This is a genomic window from Panacibacter ginsenosidivorans (genome assembly GCF_007971225.1).
In the GTDB taxonomy this organism is placed as follows: domain Bacteria; phylum Bacteroidota; class Bacteroidia; order Chitinophagales; family Chitinophagaceae; genus Panacibacter; species Panacibacter ginsenosidivorans.
Window position 1 is genome coordinate 1,616,497 of record NZ_CP042435.1, and the last position, 16,551, is coordinate 1,633,047.

The following is a 16,551-nucleotide window of genomic DNA, read 5'->3' on the forward strand; positions in this document are numbered from 1 at the left end:
TTGTTAAGCTGTTGTTTAGTGAAAGAAACATTTATGTAATTTTTTTAATGTACACATCTATAATCAAAACAAAGAAATATGAAAAAAATAATAACAGCAATTGCAATCATCATGTTTGCATCCCAGGTTATAGCACAGGAACAGAAACCAGTTCAAAGAACAATATCTGTAAGTGGTTCATCTGAAACAGAAGTAGCGCCTGATGAAATTTATGTACAGGTTGATCTGCGTGAATACAATAAAAAGAATGGTGACAAAATAGATATTACTACTATCAAAAATAATTTTCTTGCAGCTTGTAAAAGTATTGGTCTTACAGACAAAGATGTTACCGTACAAAGCTACCAGGGTTATGACCAGAATTACTGGATGACCAAAAAGAATAAAAAACAAAACCCTGATATGAAAGCAGGCATCAGTTACTGGGTTAAAGTAAATAATGTTTCAAAACTTGATGAATTGGTTGATGAAATGGATGATGAAGCCACACAAAACTTTTTATTGCAAAAGCTGAATACAGCAAAATGGATGACTTGAAAAAAGACATGAAGATTGCTGCTGTAAAAGCTGCAAAGGATAAAGCCATTTATCTTTCAGAAGCGGTTGGAGAACATATTGGCCAGGCTATTAGCATCAATGATCCTGTAGAAATTGATAATACACCAAGACCTTATTACGCAAATATGACCATGAAACTTACGGAAGACAATGCAGTTACACCAGCACTCGATGTTGATTTTAAAAAAATAAAAGTAAGATTTGAAGTAAGCGTTGTATTTGCTTTACAATAAAAAGTGCTCCTTGTAAAAGCGCCGGCTATTATAGCTGGTGCTTTTTATTGGAAATAATATTTTCCAAAGTCCATTCAACTTTTTTACTAAAAGGATGTTGCCTTACATCGCAATCATCTTTCGTACAAATACTGCAGGAAAAATCGAGACAGCCATCTGTGTGTACAAACATTTCTATGGCATCTCCAAACTCAGCTTTTATTAAAGCAGTAAGCATGTCTATTTCAAGATGCGCCTCATGTATATTCATGTACCAGGGAACAGTAAGATGACAATCAATATGCAATACACTGCCGTATTTTATTACGCGGAGATTATGCATATCTACCCAGTTGGTGCGCCTGTTCTTATTTAAGAGAATCACCAAACGCTGGAGGAGTTCCATATCAGCTTCATCCATTATACCGGCAAGCGATTTACGGATGATCTTATAACCATTGTACATGATGAATAAACTCATAATGAGTGCAACCACTTTATCCAGCCATAAAAGCTGTGTAAATAGCATTATTATGAGTGTGGCAATAATAATAAGTGTTGACCATGTATCTATCTGTAAATGTTTTCCACTTGCCTGCAGTGCCAGTGAATTATTTTTTTTTCCGATATTAATACATATATATCCTGCTATATAATTTACAATAGCGGTTATGGCTACAACATATAAGCCTGTATCTAGTTGCTCTAAAGATTTATGCTGAATAAAATTCTGCAGTGTTTCATAAAGTATCAAAAAACCAGCGGCAATAATTAATGCTCCTTCTGCAGCAGCGGAAACAAATTCTGCTTTTCCATGGCCATAAGGATGTTCTGTGTCTCTTGGCTTGGCGGCTACAAACAAACTATATAATCCTATAAAACCAGCGAGTACATTAACAATACTTTCCAGCGCATCTGAAAGGATAGCAAGCGATGATGTTAAATAATACGCAATGATCTTTGCAACAAACAACACTACCGATAATAATGTTATCCATTGCTGCACACGAAAGTTTTGTTTGGCTGAATTCAAAAGAGAATGTTTGCGGTAAAATTAATCAGTTGAAGACAAGATGCAACTGCATTTATTATTTGTTATATAAAAGGTTTAAAATTTGTGGGAAATCTTTTATCTGCTGAGACCAAAACCCAACGTACAAGAGTGCGACGCAACGAAAGCTTAATAGCAGCCATAAAAGTTTGGCTCACAAAAAAAATTATACGTCTGCTTTTTCTTTACTTTTTTTCTTAAAGAGACGGAAATAAAATTCTTTGTTGAACAGTTGGGAATCACGCATGGCTTTATAAGTGAGAAACAAACCGATGGGAACAAGAACCAAAGTTGATAACCACATACCTGTAAACACACTGGTGACGCCCTCTTTTGCAAATTTTTCGCCAAACGTATTGAGCATATTGAACAACACAAAAAACGCAATGGCAAATATCAGTGGCGTGCCCAGCCCACCTTTGCGGATAATGGAGCCAAGCGGCGCTCCAACCATAAACAACACAATGCATGCAAAAGAAAGTGTGAGTTTACGGTTCCATTCGATCCAATGCTTGCGTATCATTTCCTGCCTGCTGCTATATTCTGAAGCCATTAATTCTACCTGACCTTTACCACTGTTGAGGCTTGAAATAGCGCCATCAAAAACTGTCATGCGCAATGAATCGGGAATAATGGAATCAAAAGTTTTTATCTTGTTATCTGCCTGTACTTTTTTTACAGTAGACCAGGAGCTGTCTTTGTATCTCAAAAAACTAAGGAACGTTTTTAGATCTTTTTGCGATCGTGTGTAAAAAACTTTATCGGCAGCTTCAAATGAGTCTAGTGCAATATCAATCTGGCGCAGGCTCAGCATTTTTGGATCGTATTTAAAAAGGCTGTCTTCTGTTTTATTGAACATAAAAGTACTGAGGTCGAATTCTTTCTTGTAGGTTTTAAACCCGAGCCTTATAAATTCTGTATTGGGAGAATAACGGTTACCGTTTTCCTGGTAGTTCCATCCATTGTGTAATTCAAATTCAAGAAAACGCTGATCTGGTGTAATGCGCATAACACCGCTTTGTGCAACCATAAAATGATCCTGCAGGCTATAATTCTTTTCATAAATAATTACGTTATGAATAGTGCTGTCATCCGCATCTTTTTTTCCGATCTTGATCACATAGCCATCTATCTTATCATAAAAAATACCTTCCTTAATATCAAAGGCAGGTTTCTTAACAATGATATCGTATTTAAGTGCATTCAGTTTTAGATTGGCAACAGGAATAATATTGTTGGCGAAAAGAAATGCAATTCCGCTGAGCATGATTGTTGCAATGAGCAATGGCCGCATAAAACGTATCAATGGTATACCTGCGGACTTTATAGCAACGAGTTCAAAAGTTTCACCAAGATTACCAAATGTCATGATTGAAGAAAGCAGTAATGCAAGCGGTAAAGCAAGCGGCACCCATGTTACAGCCACCAGGCCTGTCAGGTAGGCAAGTGTACCCATATCAAGCCCTTTACCTACCAGGTCATCAATGTATAGCCAGAAAAACTGCATGGTAAGCACAAAGAGTGCAATCAAAAAAGTGGCAAGAAAAGGGCCAGTAAACGACCGTAAGATGAGTATATCAAGTTTTTTTACCACTTTGCAATCTTATTGTTTATTATGGTGCCAGCAAATGTAAAGCTTTCAAAAAATGAATTATCACTCGTTTGTGATGAAGCATTTATTTTAACAAAGAACAACATTATTGATAAAGTTTACAAACTCTTTGGTCAATTAAGCATGGAGTTTACTAACAAGCTTCAACAAAATAACAGCATTCCGGAGCCAGAAATATTTTTGCAGGCACCAAAGATCTATAAAGGAGAACAATATAAATCGCTGCCTTATGTAATGCTTGATCAGCCCAGGTGCTTTAACAGCAATGATGCTTTTGCTATACGTTGTTTTTTCTGGTGGGGAAATTTTTTCAGCATTACACTGCATCTTGGCGGTAAGTATGCAAGCTTGTATAGCCATTCAGTTATCAGAACAATAGATGAAAATAATATGCACGATTGGTATTATTGTATTAACGAAAACCAATGGCAGCATGACTTTGGAGAACACAACTACACGATCATTACAAAAGATAATATAAAGACAATTACAGCTATAAAAAAAGATTTTTTTAAGATATCAAGAAAAATTCCTTTGATACAATGGGATAATGCTTATGATTTTTATCTAAACAATTTTTCCGCAATTCTTTCTATGCTGAATACACAATAATATTGAAAGTAATTTTTTGAGCCGGGTTTTTGAATAAGCTTTAAACTTTCGTTGCGTCGCACTCTTGTACAGAAGGCATACAACTCAGCAAATCAAGGACAGACATCGTAAAAATATTTTGTTACGAATGTTTTTTTGCACAACTAAAAATTGCAGTACAAATTAATTCCCCAATCTGTGAAATAATTCTTTCACCTGGTAATCCCACAATTGGGTTTGGTCTTTGATGTCGGGCTTCTCTGCAAAATCTTTAATAATAAGGATCGTTTGGTTGGATATCTCGGTCTTCTCAATACGAAATTCAAAATATTCATCTTTGGAAGAATGTAACCAATGATATTTTATAAACTTGTCCTGTTCTTTTTCTACTACCTGCGCTTTTTCAACAGCAGCGCCATTCCAGGAAAAAATAAATACGTGGTCGCGTTCATCTACTTTATCAGCAAACCATTCCTGCATGCCTGCAGGAGTTGATAAGAACTCATACAAAATTGAGGGCGAGCACCTTACGGGATATTCAAGTGTAAATAGTTGCTTTTTTGCCATTATGCTTCTTTTATACTTCCAATAGCTTGGGGGTTGCAATAATATTAAATAATTGACAGGTTAAAAAACTTTTTAAAAATCACACACTATATAGTGATTTTAAAACAAATTTTCCAACGTGTTTTTACCTAAAAAATATGTGAAAAATCACATGAAATTTTTTTGGCATATATACAGGAATTACTCTAACTTGGTGTTACTTCAGTAATTCCTCCCCCAAACCAGATTTTTATGGCATCTAAAAATTGTTGACCCTAAAAACAAATTATCATGGCAATGCGTCAATTAAAGATCACGAAGTCAATTACAAATCGTGAATCTCAAAGCCTTGAAAAGTATCTGCAGGAAATCGGTAAAGTTGAATTGCTAAGTGCAGAGGATGAAGTAAGTCTTGCGGTAAGTATCAAAAAACATGATCAAAATGCACTTGACAGGCTTGTCAAGGCAAATCTCAGGTTTGTAGTCTCTGTTGCAAAACAATATCAAAATCAAGGTCTGTCTTTGCCAGACCTAATAAATGAAGGGAACCTGGGCTTAATAAAAGCTGCTTTACGCTTTGATGAAACGAAAGGATTTAAATTTATTTCTTATGCCGTTTGGTGGATCCGCCAAAGTATTTTGCAATCTCTTGCCGAGCAGAGCAGGATTGTAAGGTTGCCACTTAATAAAGTTGGGTTAACAAACCGGATAAGCAAAGCTTATCAGCAATTGGAACAAGAATTTGAAAGAGAACCCACAACCGATGAACTTGCAGAACTCTTGCATATTGAAAGAGAAGAAGTTTCATCGGCATTGAATGTAGCCAACAGACACCTGAGTATGGATACGCCCATTTTTGAAGGGGAAGAAAATACCTTGGCAGACATACTTGAAAACCCAAATGCTGAAAAAGCGGATTACTATATAGATCATTGTGAGTCTTTAAAAACTGAGATCGAAAGATCACTTGAAACACTTTCTCAACGACAGAAGGAGGTAGTATGTTATTTCTTTGGCATTGGGCAGGAAGACGCTCTAAGCCTTGAAGATATTGGTCATAAATTCAATCTAACAAGAGAAAGAGTAAGACAAATAAAAGACAAAGCAATAACGAGATTAAAATCAACAAGTCGTTGTAAATTATTAAAGGTATATTTAGGTTAATGTTTTTCGTTTTAAATAAAACCCATGTTTTTTAGCATGGGTTTTTTATTTCAATAACATAAAAGCTGCATTAATTACGTTTATCTATAAACATTCTGTAAAAAGAGCAATGACTTTTTAAGTAGAAGATTATTGATTGATGGCTTGTTTGCTTTTAAAAAACAATACATTTACAGTTAGTGTCAGCTTATGCAAAAAATTTTACTTTTATTTTACTTTGTTTGTAACGTTTTCGTCACTACTGCACAAAACCCTGTGATAGTAGGCGACTGTACCGTTACTTACAATATTAGTGGAAATGACGCGGGCACAAATAAAAACCTGGCCGGCGCTACCAAAAATCTTTATATCAAAGGAAAGTTATCCAGGGTAGATCTAAACAGTCCGGGTTTTAAACAATCTGTTATATACGATAACAAAACAGGCACGGCAGTTATTTTGAAGGAAGTTGGCTCAGAAAAATATAAGTCGGTCTTTACTGCCGAACAATGGAATAATGAAAACAAAAGATTTGAAGGAATAAGGATTACCCCAACAAATGAAAAGAAAACAATACTGGGTTACGAATGTGAAAAAGTAATTGTTACATTAAGGGATCGAAGCTCTTACAATATGTATTGCGCTTTAGCCATTTTGCCTTCTGCAACTGAGAACCCCTATCAATTCAATAATATGCCTGGTTTTGTACTTGAATACGAAACTTCCTCAGGCTCGAATACATCAAAAATAGTTTATACTGCCACCATGATAAATTTTAATCCCGTTCCCGCTTCGAAATTTGAAATACCATCTACAGGTTATAGGCTTTTAAAATAAATAATCATTTTCACTCAATATAGAATTTCGCTCAATATAGTATAGAAAACGACAGTGTGCGACGCTACAAAAGATGGGGTAAAAATAATAGCTGATTAAAAAAATTAATGAGCAGTAGGAGCTTTTGGCGTAACAAAGCGGGGCACTTTTACAGAATATTTATAGGGATAAATAAAAGTAGTATTGCCACGTTCCAGCCTTATCATTGATGTAACCTGAATCTGATCTCCTGTATTTTGTTGAGACAATTCCGTAGTACCTTTATAATGAAAGGTATTTATTCTAAGAGAAGACAAAGAATAAGCTTTACTTACAGAACTTAGATTCTTAAGGCTGAATTTATCTTTCGAGCCATCAGAATTGCCAGTAAAGGAACCATATACAACCTGTACAGTAAGTATGCATACAACTGCTGCAAAGTATTTAGTGTATTTTAGCCCTTTTCCCATTAATTCAAAGTTACATTGCTAAAAATCGTTAACAAAATATTTTCTTAATTAATTAACGATGGAAAGTAAAAATTGTTACAAATATTATTGGAATTTTAAAAAAACTGACTACTTTACAGAAACCTATCACAATATGCAGGAAAATCATTCACGTGAAGACCGGGATGAACTTAATGAACTGCTGCGCCAATATCAAAATCTACGCTCAGGCAAAAGTCATGCGTTTCTTGAAGAAGATGCTTTCGAACGCATTATTGATTATTTTGATGAGAGGGACGATATGTCCAAAGCTATGCAGGCAGCAGATACGGCTCTGGAATATTTCCCATTTTCCTCCCAGTTATTAATCAAAAAAGCCGATCTTTTGATTGCCACCAGATATTATCGTGAAGCGTTAGAAAAACTGGAACAGGCATCTCTTTTTGACAAAAATGATATTAATATTTATATTCTAAAAACAGACGCATACCTGGCATTAGACGAGCAGGAAAAAGCGGTAGAGTTGTTAGAAGAAGCATTGGTAATGTTTGACGGGGAAGAGAAAGTAGATCTCTTATTCGAGTTAGCTGATGTTTACGACGATTATGAAGAATTTGATAAAGTGTTCGACTGCCTTAAAATGATCCTTGAAAAGGAACCTACAAATGAAGAAGCCCTTTATAAAATCTGTTTCTGGACAGATTTTACCGGGCGCAATGAAGAAAGCATTCGCCTGCATCAATCCATCATTGAAGATTTTCCATACAGTGAATTGGCATGGTTTAACCTTGGTGCAGCCTATCAGGGTCTTAAATTATATGAAAAAGCAATTGATGCCTATCAATATGCAGTGGTAATAGACGAAAAATTTGATTACGCTTATCGCAATATGGGCGACGCCTACATAAGATTGCGCAAATACAAAGAAGCCATTGAAACCCTGGAAAAAGTGCTGGAATTAACCCGCCCCGAAGAAGTAATTCATGAAGCTATCGGGCATTGCTATCACCGGCTTGGGAAATATGCACAGGCACGTTTTAATTACCGTAAGGCTTCCCACATGAACCCCGATGACAGCAAACTTCATTATAAAATTGCACTAACCTATATCAATGAAGAACAATGGAACAGGGCGCTTAGCTCTCTTGAGCAGGCCATGCGTATGCACCGGCATATCCCAGAATACAATCTGGCCATGGGAGAATGTTATATGCATCTCGAAAAGTACAGGGAAGCTATTCAATACTTTAGTGTGGCAGTTCGCGTAAGACCAAAAAATGTAAGTGGGTGGGACTCGCTTATACGCTGTCTTTACAAAGCTGGTCACTATGATGAGGCCGCCCGTCAGTGTCTTGCTGCAAAGCAGGCTACAGAAAATAAACCTGTTTTCGCTTTTCTATACAGCGCAGTGCTGTTTGCATCAGGTAAATCCAAGGAAGCATTGCTGCATCTTGAAGAAGGGCTTAGTAAAGCTCCAAAACTTGTAAAGAAATTTATCGAATTAAATCCTTCAATACTTCAAAATAATAACGTGGTAGATATGCTGGCAGCCTATAAGAAAAAGAAGAAAATATAATTCAGTTCTTTGCTTACCAGCTGCATTATTACTATTAATCTTCGTTGTGTCACTCACTTGTACGTTCCGTTCTTTGCACAGCATATCAGCACATGTTATCTCTTCATAACCTCAAATAAAAATTTCTTTTTTTTTAAACTTACCGCAACTTTGCAATTCATACATAAAAAATTTTATGAAGAAAATTATGCTTCTCATATCCTGTATCCTAATAATTGCAATAACCTCCAATGCGCAGGATAGTACCGCTAAAAAAACGAAAAAAGAAAAAGTGCAAAATCATGTGCAGAACATGGATAGTACTCAGAAACAAAACCTAAAAGATAGAGGCATCACAAAAGAAAATCTGAAAGATCTTGATCTGTCAGAAGATCAAAAAAAGCAAGCAGACAACATTCTTACAGATACTAAAAAATCCAAAGAAAAAATAAAGAATGATGCATCTCTTTCCGACTCACAAAAAGAAGAAAAGCTTAAAGAGATCGATAAAGATGCCAAAAACAAAATAAACGCCATGCTTACACCAGAGCAGAAACAAAAAATAAAAAAGAAGAAAGAAAAGAGCAAAACAGGCGGTCAATAAATTTATAGCATATAGCTCTCAAAAGCATAAAGCCATCCAATTGAGATGGCTTTATGCTTTTATTTAAATTATTTTTGATTATGGATCGCATACAAAAACTACTCGACTTTCTACAAACCTCTCCTAACGATAATTTCCTGAAACATGCATTGGCACTGGAATATATCAAAATCAACGATCCTGCTAAAGCAAGATCGTTATTCGAAGAAATACTTACAAAAAGTCCTGATTATGTTGGCTCCTATTATCAACTCGCCAAATTATTAGAACAAACCGGCGAAAAAGAAAATGCTATTACCTGGTACGAAAAAGGAATGGTCGCCGCAAAAAAAGCTGGCGACGATCATGCCTATAAGGAACTGCAAAGTGCTTACGAAGATTTGGTTTATTAAATAAATTCTTTTCTTACATTAGCATTCTGCGGAAATAGCTCACCTGGTAGAGCGACAGCTTCCCAAGCTGTAGGTAGCGGGTTCGAGTCCCGTTTTCCGCTCAATAAAAAATCCGCTCACTTTGTTGAGCGGATTTTTTTATGCTTTTGTATTATTTATTTTTTCTGTTACGCATTTGTTCCCGCATCTTTTCATCCATTTCTTTTATTTTTTTTACCTGGTCTGTTGTAAGGCCTGCTTTTTTATAACGTTCATACATTTCCTTCTTTATCGCTTCCATCTTGCTCTTTTTATCATCATCGCTCAATGATTGATCCTTCATTACATCCTTCACCTTCGGTTGCATTTCTTCCCTTATTGCCATCACAGAATCAATCTGTACATCAGAAAGGCCAACCGAATCTTTCAGATTTTTCTTCATCATCTCTTTCATCTGTCCCTTTTGCCCCCCGTTACCACCCTGTGCAAATAACTCCGTTCCTGTAAAAAAAAGCGCAGCAGTAAAAACAAAACATACCATAAACTTTTTCATAATTATTATTTGTTTAGATTGACAAGACTTGTTTAAACAAGTTTAATCAAAAAGCATGCTCAACAAAACATTCTCCATTTGGCAGCCAATATTATCTTATTGTTTAACAAAACGGAAGGTGGATTTTGGTTACCGGCTTTTTGTATTTCATGGCGCCGCCTGTTGTGAAAACCTATTTATTTAAGACGAGAAGCTTTGCTGTTGTCTTCGCTATGATGAGTTACAATTCTACAGTACAAGTGAGTGACACAACCGGCGATGCCATGAAATGCTACAGCTAATAACAAAATAATTATTGCAGCATTCAGGCAGTAAATACTGTACCAAAATAGAAAATAAAAAACCCCGCTCTTTTAAGCGGGGCTTATATTCTAACTTGTCTCTGGTTCTGATTAATCTTCCACCTTTACTTTGCCTTTGCTCTTTGCTATTACTTCTTCAGCAATATTGTTTGGAGCTGGTGCATAGTGGCTGAACTCCATGGTTGAAGTTGCACGACCTGAAGAAAGTGAACGAAGCTGTGTTACATAACCAAACATTTCGCTCAATGGAACTTTGGCTTTAATAACCTGTGCATTACCACGGCTATCCATGCCTTCAAGCATACCACGGCGACGGTTAAGGTCACCTGTTACATCACCCATGTACTGGTCTGGTGTAACAACTTCTACCTTCATGATCGGCTCAAGCAAAGTTGCTTTTGCTTTGCGGCCAGCTTCACGGAAACCACCTTTTGCACAAAGCTCAAAACTCATAGCATCAGAGTCAACCGCGTGGAAGCTACCGTCAAATACACGCACTTTCATGCTTACTACAGGATAACCAGCCAAAACACCTGTGCCCATTGAAGATTCAAAACCTTTAATGATAGCAGGCACAAACTCTTTAGGGATAGATCCACCAAAAAGATCGTTCTTGAACTGGAAGTGTTTGCCTGGATTTTCTGTCAGCCATTCAGGATCAGCAGGTCCTATTTCAAACTGGATATCGGCGAACTTACCACGGCCACCAGACTGTTTCTTTAATACTTCACGGTGCGTAACTGTAGTACCGAAGGCTTCTTTATATGCCACCTGGGGATTACCCTGGTTTACTTCCACTTTAAACTCACGACGCATACGGTCGATGATGATCTCAAGGTGCAACTCACCCATTCCACGAAGGATGGTCTGGCCGGTATCTTCATCTGTATTTACGCGTAATGTTGGGTCTTCTTCCACAAGTTTGGAAATAGCCATACCCATTTTGTCAACGTCTGCCTGTGTTTTTGGCTCAACGGCAACGGCGATTACCGGCTCAGGGATAAACATATTTTCCAAAGTGATCGGATGATTTTCATCGCACAAAGTATCACCGGTCTTGATTTCCTTGAAACCAACAGCCGCAGCTATATCACCAGCTTCGATGAAATCGATAGGGTTCTGTTTATTTGCAAACATTTTCATGATACGGCTGATACGCTCTTTTTTACCACTTCTTACGTTCAATACATAAGAACCAGCATCAAGATGACCGCTGTAACAACGGAAGAATGCCAAACGACCAACGAAGGGATCGGTCATGATCTTGAAAGCCAATGCCGCAAAAGGTTCTTTTGCATCTGGTTTACGGCTGATCTCTTCGCCTGTTTCAGGATCAGTTCCTTTTGTATCAGGAATATCAACTGGTGAAGGCAGGTAACGACAAACCGCATCGAGTGCAGTTTGTACACCTTTATTCTTAAATGAGCTTCCGCACATCATTGGTACAATGCTAAGGTCAAGCGTAGCTTTACGGATAGCTTCATGTACCTCAACTTCAGTAATAGTGTTAGGATCGTCGAAGAATTTCTCCAATAATTTGTCGTCATATTCAGCAACAGCTTCAATCAGGTTTTGTCTCCATTCTTCAGCCTCTGCCTGCATATCGGCAGGAATAGGAATTTCCTTGTAAGTCATCCCTTCTGTCGCATCATCCCAGATAACACCTTTCATAGTGATCAAATCAACCACGCCTTTGAAGTTATCTTCAGCACCGATTGGTAATTGTAATGGAACTGCTTTCGCACCCAGCATTTCTTTTACCTGTGCTACTACCATCAGGAAGTCAGCACCACTGCGGTCCATTTTGTTTACGAAACCAATACGTGGTACACCATAACGGTTAGCCTGGCGCCAAACAGTTTCTGATTGCGGCTCTACACCATCAACAGCAGAAAACAGGGCGATCAAACCATCCAGTACACGCATAGAACGCTCAACCTCAACGGTAAAGTCAACGTGGCCCGGAGTATCAATGATATTGAAATAATATTTTTTAGTATCTGCATTTGCCGTACCCTTATCGGTAGGGAAATTCCACTGGCAGCTTACAGCCGCTGAGGTAATGGTAATACCTCTTTCCTTTTCCTGCTCCATCCAGTCGGTGGTAGCAGCACCTTCATGCACCTCACCAATTCTGTGAATCATACCGGTGTAGCGCAGGATACGCTCGGTGGTTGTGGTTTTGCCTGCATCAATGTGTGCGGCAATCCCAAAGTTGCGTTGTAATCTCAGATCCGCCATAAAAAATTAAAATTTAAGTTTTCGGGCGGCAAAGGTAACAAAATCCGGCATAAATCAATGGGTTAAAGTAAACTTAACAGGAATGTGGAGAAAAGACAGTCAATTTCGGATTCCGGATTAGTGATCCAGGATTTTTTGTGTTGATTTTTTGGTACTTAGCTTCGGTTTTTCATAGCATCTTTGCTTGCGTCGCACTCTTGTACAATTGGTTATTAATTGTGCAATTAAACCCGAACTGTTATAAACCCGTTACAGATGTTTTCATATAAATTTATAAGGATCCTATTTTGCCTTGAGTTCGTAATTTTTGCAGGTATTGTTGCGGATACCTTTCTACTGAATACTACAAGTGAAAAAGATTATTATGATCATATTCTGACTTACACAAAAGATTCATATGATGGCAATTATCTGGAAGGAAAAATAATTACGCATAAAGGAAAAGTGCTTTCATTACCTGATGATTGGGATTATTATTTCGAATATGGCCAACCTTTGTTTTTGCACGTATCATTAATATTTAAACAACCGCTATATTTTGAAACATCATTGAAAGGACAGAATACAATCATTCCCGTAAATAGTGTAAACAGTTCATTAGGATTAGAAATATTTGTATTGATTGCTGCACTATGTTTTCTCATATCAATCATTAGTATCGTGTTGAAAAAATATCCGAACGATATGGTTGTTTTAATAGCCATGTTGTTTGGATTATTTTCCTGCCTGTTATTTTTCTGGTAAGTGTCGCCATAATATTTTACAGTACAAGTGAGTGACACAACGAAGATGCCACAAAGAACAACAGCCCGAAATCAAATTACAATATCATACTGTCCCAATATCTCAATATCCGTTTCTATTTTCCTTTCAATTTTTGAATGATCATTTCTGCAGCCATCCTGCCCGTTTCTGCGCCGCCATTCATAAAACCCTGGAATGCGTAGCTGCAGTGCTCTCCGGCGAAATACAAATTATCTACAGGCTCGAATTCTGTGCCCGCCATGGTTGTGTATTGATTTACCCTGAACGAAACATAGCTGCCTTTTGAATAACCATATGTGGGCCAGCACCAGAATTGAAAATTATTATTGAACTGCCCTTTTGCACCGGGATATACGCCATCGAGTGCATTAATATATTTTTCTTTCAGTATCAAAGGATCCGTGTTGCCAACCGCAACACCCGCTTCACCACCAGGGAAAATTGTGTAGCCTCCGGGGCCAAGATTATTGTTTTGCATCATTGTATTGTCGTAACCATTCATCATGCCGTTATCGGCAAACGCATAACCACCATAACCTTGTTTGCGCCAGATGCGCTCATTTAACCCAAAGAACATTTTTGAATTGGTGCCGTAACCAAGGTTTTTGATCGTATTCATTTTCCATGCAGGCAGGGGTACCTGTATATCGACTTCTCTTAATACCGTAAAGGGAACGGTAAGGATCACAATATCTGCAGTAGCGCCAATAGTGCCGGAGCCTGTGATCTTGAAAGATAACTGGTAACTCCTATCATTGTTTTGTTTGATTGCTGTAAGAAAATGATTGGGCAAAATATAATCCTGCATTTCGTTTGCCAGCGCTTCGCATAATTTTAAATTACCACCAATAATAGAATACCGTTCATTGCTGCTGCCATAAATGTTATAATGATTTTCATCGCCCACATCAAATACAGAAAGAAAACTGATAGCCGATTGCTCTGTTGCTTCCATGCCATACTCTGCTGTGTAACTGTTATAGATCATACTGCGCAACCATCCTGAAACACCAATGCTGTCAAGATATTGCATGACAGACATGCTGTCAAACTTCTTATCTGTTGGAGAAAAAGATTTGTAAGTGATTTCGTCTGACAATGCATCAACATCTTTTTTTATTTGTGCAGCATAAGGACGCAGTGCAGCTATCACATCTTTTTCATGATAATGCTGACCATTAAAATAATATGCAAACTCTTCAAGATTTTTTTCTGATGCTTCCATCCTGTCAAGTAATGGGAGATTGAAATGCGTGCACAGGTTTAGCATTTCCGTGTGTGTAGAATCTATGAACTCACCACCCATTTCTGTCCACAATCCCGGGCCAAGCATATCAGTAACGCTCATAATTCTGCCACCGATTCTGCCGCTGCCTTCATAAACATACGCTTCATAACCTGCCTGCTTTAAAATGTATGCAGCATGCAAACCGGCGATACCTGCACCAACAATTGCAATGGTTGGCAGTGTTGCAGTATTTGCCGGTGCACATGATTTATATAAAGATGAAATACCTGCCAGTAAAGCGATCTTTGATGTGTCTTTCAAAAATTTTCTCCTGTTTGCAGAATAGAATTTATTTTCTTCCACCAACGCAGTTACATCGTTTGTTTGTTTGTCATTTGCTTCAATGGATAACCGAAATAATTTTTTCAGCTGCTGCAGGGAAAATGTTTTTGATCCATGTCTTACCGGCATAAAGCAGTTTGTAGTGAGGAATAAGTGCAATGAAGTACATTATACATAGCGGTATATGATTGCACTATTTTATAAAACGTAAGTTAAGCGATTCTTTTTTGAAAGAAAAAAACAGGAGAAGAAGAAAATTATTTTGTACCAGGCAGCATTGCTACTATTAAGCTGCGGTTGCGTCGCACACTTGTGCAAGAAAACTTTTTGCAGCTTTAACTAAAAAAAATATAGGCAATAAATATCGCGGCAATAACACCAATAAAATCTGCCGCCATACCAGCCCAAACAGAGTAACGAACTTTCTTTATTCCTACGCTTCCAAAGTATAGTGCAAGAATATAAAAAGTAGTATCAGCACTACCCTGGAATGTACAAGCAACTTTACCAACAAAACTGTCCGGGCCATAGGCTTTCATGGTATCGATCATTAAACCTCTTGCACCACTGCCGCTAAAAGGTTTCATAATTGCAGTTGGTAATGCAGGTACAAAATCTGTATTAACACCTGTTTGGTGCAACACCCACGCAATACCATCAGTTAAATAACCCAATGCGCCACTATCCCTGAAAACCCTTATTGCCACAAGCATTCCAACGAGGTAAGGAATGATTTTTATTACAACATTGAAACCTTCTTTCGCGCCTTCAATAAATGCATCGAAGATGGAAACTTTTTTCCACACGCCACCAAGAATGATGGCAACAATGATTATTAATAAAGCAAGATTTCCTGAAACGGTGCTAAAAGTGTTTTTCATTTCAGGGCTCATAAAATATACAGCGGTCATTAGTGCACCAACCAATACAAGAATGCTAATGATCCATGTTGAAAAAACAAGATCCCATTTTATTTTTTGTTTGATGCCTACTACAAATATGGCAGCAAGTGTTGTTATAACCGTTCCCAATACGCATGGAATAAACACACTCGTAGCATCTGTAGAACCAGCAGCAATTCTGTAAGTAAAAATAGAAAGTGGAATCAATACAAGTCCGCTCGTATGCAATACCAAAAACATGATCTGTGCATTTGAAGCAGTTCCTTTATTTGGATTAATATCTTCCAAACTCTTCATTGCTTTTAAACCAAAAGGCGTCGCAGCATTATCAAGACCAAGCATATTTGCGCTAAAGTTCATTACCATCTCCCCCATTGCAGGATGACCATCCGGCACTTCCGGAAACAATCTTTTCATGAATGGATTTAACTTTCTTGCAAGCCAGTTAATAGCACCTGCTTCTTTTGCAATATTCATTAGTCCCAGAAAGAAAACCATGGTGCCTGCAAGTGAAAATGCTACATCTACAACAGAAGATTTTGCAGAATCAAAAATGCCATCTACCAATACTTTAAAGATGGTTGTATCGCCAAGAAAAATAAATTTGATAAGTGCAATAACAAATGCAATTACAATGAATGCAACCCAAACAATGTTTAATGCCATAATGAAGCCCCCAACCCCTAAAGGGGAGTTAAGTATTAAAGCCG

17 protein-coding genes and 1 tRNA gene are annotated in these 16,551 nt (G+C 37.5%); 10 read left to right on the top strand and 8 right to left on the bottom strand.

Features of this window, described 5'->3' with window-relative positions; genetic code table 11:
- Positions 1-78: 78 nt before the first annotated feature.
- Together FRZ67_RS23750 and FRZ67_RS23755 are read left to right on the top strand one after the other, a co-directional pair.
- Positions 79-537, top strand: coding sequence for an SIMPL domain-containing protein (locus FRZ67_RS23750; protein ID WP_147188794.1), 459 nt, complete (start codon positions 79-81; stop codon positions 535-537).
- A complete protein-coding gene (locus FRZ67_RS23755) occupies positions 525-791 on the top strand; it encodes an SIMPL domain-containing protein (protein WP_147188795.1) in 267 nt (88 codons plus the stop codon). The genes FRZ67_RS23750 and FRZ67_RS23755 overlap by 13 nt, the downstream gene beginning before the upstream one ends.
- A gap of 28 nt (positions 792-819) precedes the next feature.
- Here FRZ67_RS23755 and FRZ67_RS06685 read toward each other — a convergent pair whose 3' ends face one another.
- Complete coding sequence (locus FRZ67_RS06685) at positions 820-1,803, bottom strand: cation diffusion facilitator family transporter (protein ID WP_147188796.1); 984 nt, start codon at positions 1,801-1,803, stop codon at positions 820-822.
- A gap of 184 nt (positions 1,804-1,987) precedes the next feature.
- Positions 1,988-3,415 (bottom strand): LptF/LptG family permease, encoded by a 1,428-nt coding sequence (locus FRZ67_RS06690; RefSeq protein ID WP_147188797.1) that lies wholly within the window; start codon positions 3,413-3,415, stop codon positions 1,988-1,990.
- A 21-nt stretch (positions 3,416-3,436) separates the two neighbouring features.
- Here FRZ67_RS06690 and FRZ67_RS06695 point away from each other — a divergent pair, with 21 nt between their 5' ends.
- Positions 3,437-4,045, top strand: a complete 609-nt coding sequence (locus FRZ67_RS06695; protein ID WP_147188798.1) for a hypothetical protein — start codon at positions 3,437-3,439, stop codon at positions 4,043-4,045.
- 162 nt (positions 4,046-4,207) lie between these two features.
- On the opposite strand, the gene FRZ67_RS06700 is transcribed toward FRZ67_RS06695, so the two are convergent.
- Positions 4,208-4,591 (bottom strand): START-like domain-containing protein, encoded by a 384-nt coding sequence (locus FRZ67_RS06700; protein ID WP_147188799.1) that lies wholly within the window; start codon positions 4,589-4,591, stop codon positions 4,208-4,210.
- Between the two features lie 270 nt (positions 4,592-4,861).
- Here FRZ67_RS06700 and FRZ67_RS06705 point away from each other — a divergent pair, with 270 nt between their 5' ends.
- Both FRZ67_RS06705 and FRZ67_RS06710 read left to right on the top strand, forming a co-directional pair.
- Entirely contained in the window at positions 4,862-5,734 is an 873-nt protein-coding gene (locus FRZ67_RS06705; protein ID WP_225975531.1) for a sigma-70 family RNA polymerase sigma factor, read from the top strand.
- Positions 5,735-5,923: 189 nt separating this feature from the next.
- Positions 5,924-6,550 carry a hypothetical protein gene (locus FRZ67_RS06710; RefSeq protein ID WP_147188800.1) on the top strand — a complete coding sequence of 209 codons (627 nt, stop codon included), beginning with the start codon at positions 5,924-5,926 and terminating at the stop codon, positions 6,548-6,550.
- Between the two features lie 104 nt (positions 6,551-6,654).
- On the opposite strand, the gene FRZ67_RS06715 is transcribed toward FRZ67_RS06710, so the two are convergent.
- Positions 6,655-6,999, bottom strand: a complete 345-nt coding sequence (locus FRZ67_RS06715) for a hypothetical protein (RefSeq protein WP_147188801.1) — start codon at positions 6,997-6,999, stop codon at positions 6,655-6,657.
- A gap of 58 nt (positions 7,000-7,057) precedes the next feature.
- Here FRZ67_RS06715 and FRZ67_RS06720 point away from each other — a divergent pair, with 58 nt between their 5' ends.
- The 4 genes from FRZ67_RS06720 (at position 7,058) to FRZ67_RS06735 (ending at position 9,630) form a co-directional block, all read left to right on the top strand.
- A complete protein-coding gene (locus FRZ67_RS06720) occupies positions 7,058-8,554 on the top strand; it encodes a tetratricopeptide repeat protein (protein ID WP_225975532.1) in 1,497 nt (498 codons plus the stop codon).
- A gap of 175 nt (positions 8,555-8,729) precedes the next feature.
- The gene (locus FRZ67_RS06725) at positions 8,730-9,137 is read left to right on the top strand and encodes a hypothetical protein (protein WP_147188802.1); all 408 of its coding nucleotides are present in this window, start codon (positions 8,730-8,732) and stop codon (positions 9,135-9,137) included.
- Between the two features lie 80 nt (positions 9,138-9,217).
- Complete coding sequence (locus FRZ67_RS06730; RefSeq protein ID WP_147188803.1) at positions 9,218-9,529, top strand: tetratricopeptide repeat protein; 312 nt, start codon at positions 9,218-9,220, stop codon at positions 9,527-9,529.
- Between the two features lie 28 nt (positions 9,530-9,557).
- Positions 9,558-9,630, top strand: a tRNA-Gly gene (locus FRZ67_RS06735).
- Positions 9,631-9,680: 50 nt separating this feature from the next.
- Here the strand turns inward: FRZ67_RS06735 and FRZ67_RS06740 are convergent.
- Together FRZ67_RS06740 and fusA are read right to left on the bottom strand one after the other, a co-directional pair.
- Entirely contained in the window at positions 9,681-10,061 is a 381-nt protein-coding gene (locus tag FRZ67_RS06740; RefSeq protein WP_147188804.1) for a hypothetical protein, read from the bottom strand.
- A 392-nt stretch (positions 10,062-10,453) separates the two neighbouring features.
- Positions 10,454-12,604, bottom strand: a complete 2,151-nt coding sequence (gene fusA, locus FRZ67_RS06745; RefSeq protein ID WP_147188805.1) for an elongation factor G — start codon at positions 12,602-12,604, stop codon at positions 10,454-10,456.
- Between the two features lie 255 nt (positions 12,605-12,859).
- Between fusA and FRZ67_RS06750 the strand changes: the two genes are divergently transcribed.
- Positions 12,860-13,348, top strand: a complete 489-nt coding sequence (locus tag FRZ67_RS06750) for a hypothetical protein (protein ID WP_147188806.1) — start codon at positions 12,860-12,862, stop codon at positions 13,346-13,348.
- A 115-nt stretch (positions 13,349-13,463) separates the two neighbouring features.
- Here the strand turns inward: FRZ67_RS06750 and FRZ67_RS06755 are convergent, their stop codons facing one another.
- Positions 13,464-15,068, bottom strand: coding sequence for a flavin monoamine oxidase family protein (locus FRZ67_RS06755; protein ID WP_147188807.1), 1,605 nt, complete (start codon positions 15,066-15,068; stop codon positions 13,464-13,466).
- Between the two features lie 206 nt (positions 15,069-15,274).
- Positions 15,275-16,507, bottom strand: a complete 1,233-nt coding sequence (locus tag FRZ67_RS06760) for a spore maturation protein (RefSeq protein ID WP_147188808.1) — start codon at positions 16,505-16,507, stop codon at positions 15,275-15,277.
- Positions 16,508-16,551: the final 44 nt, after the last annotated feature.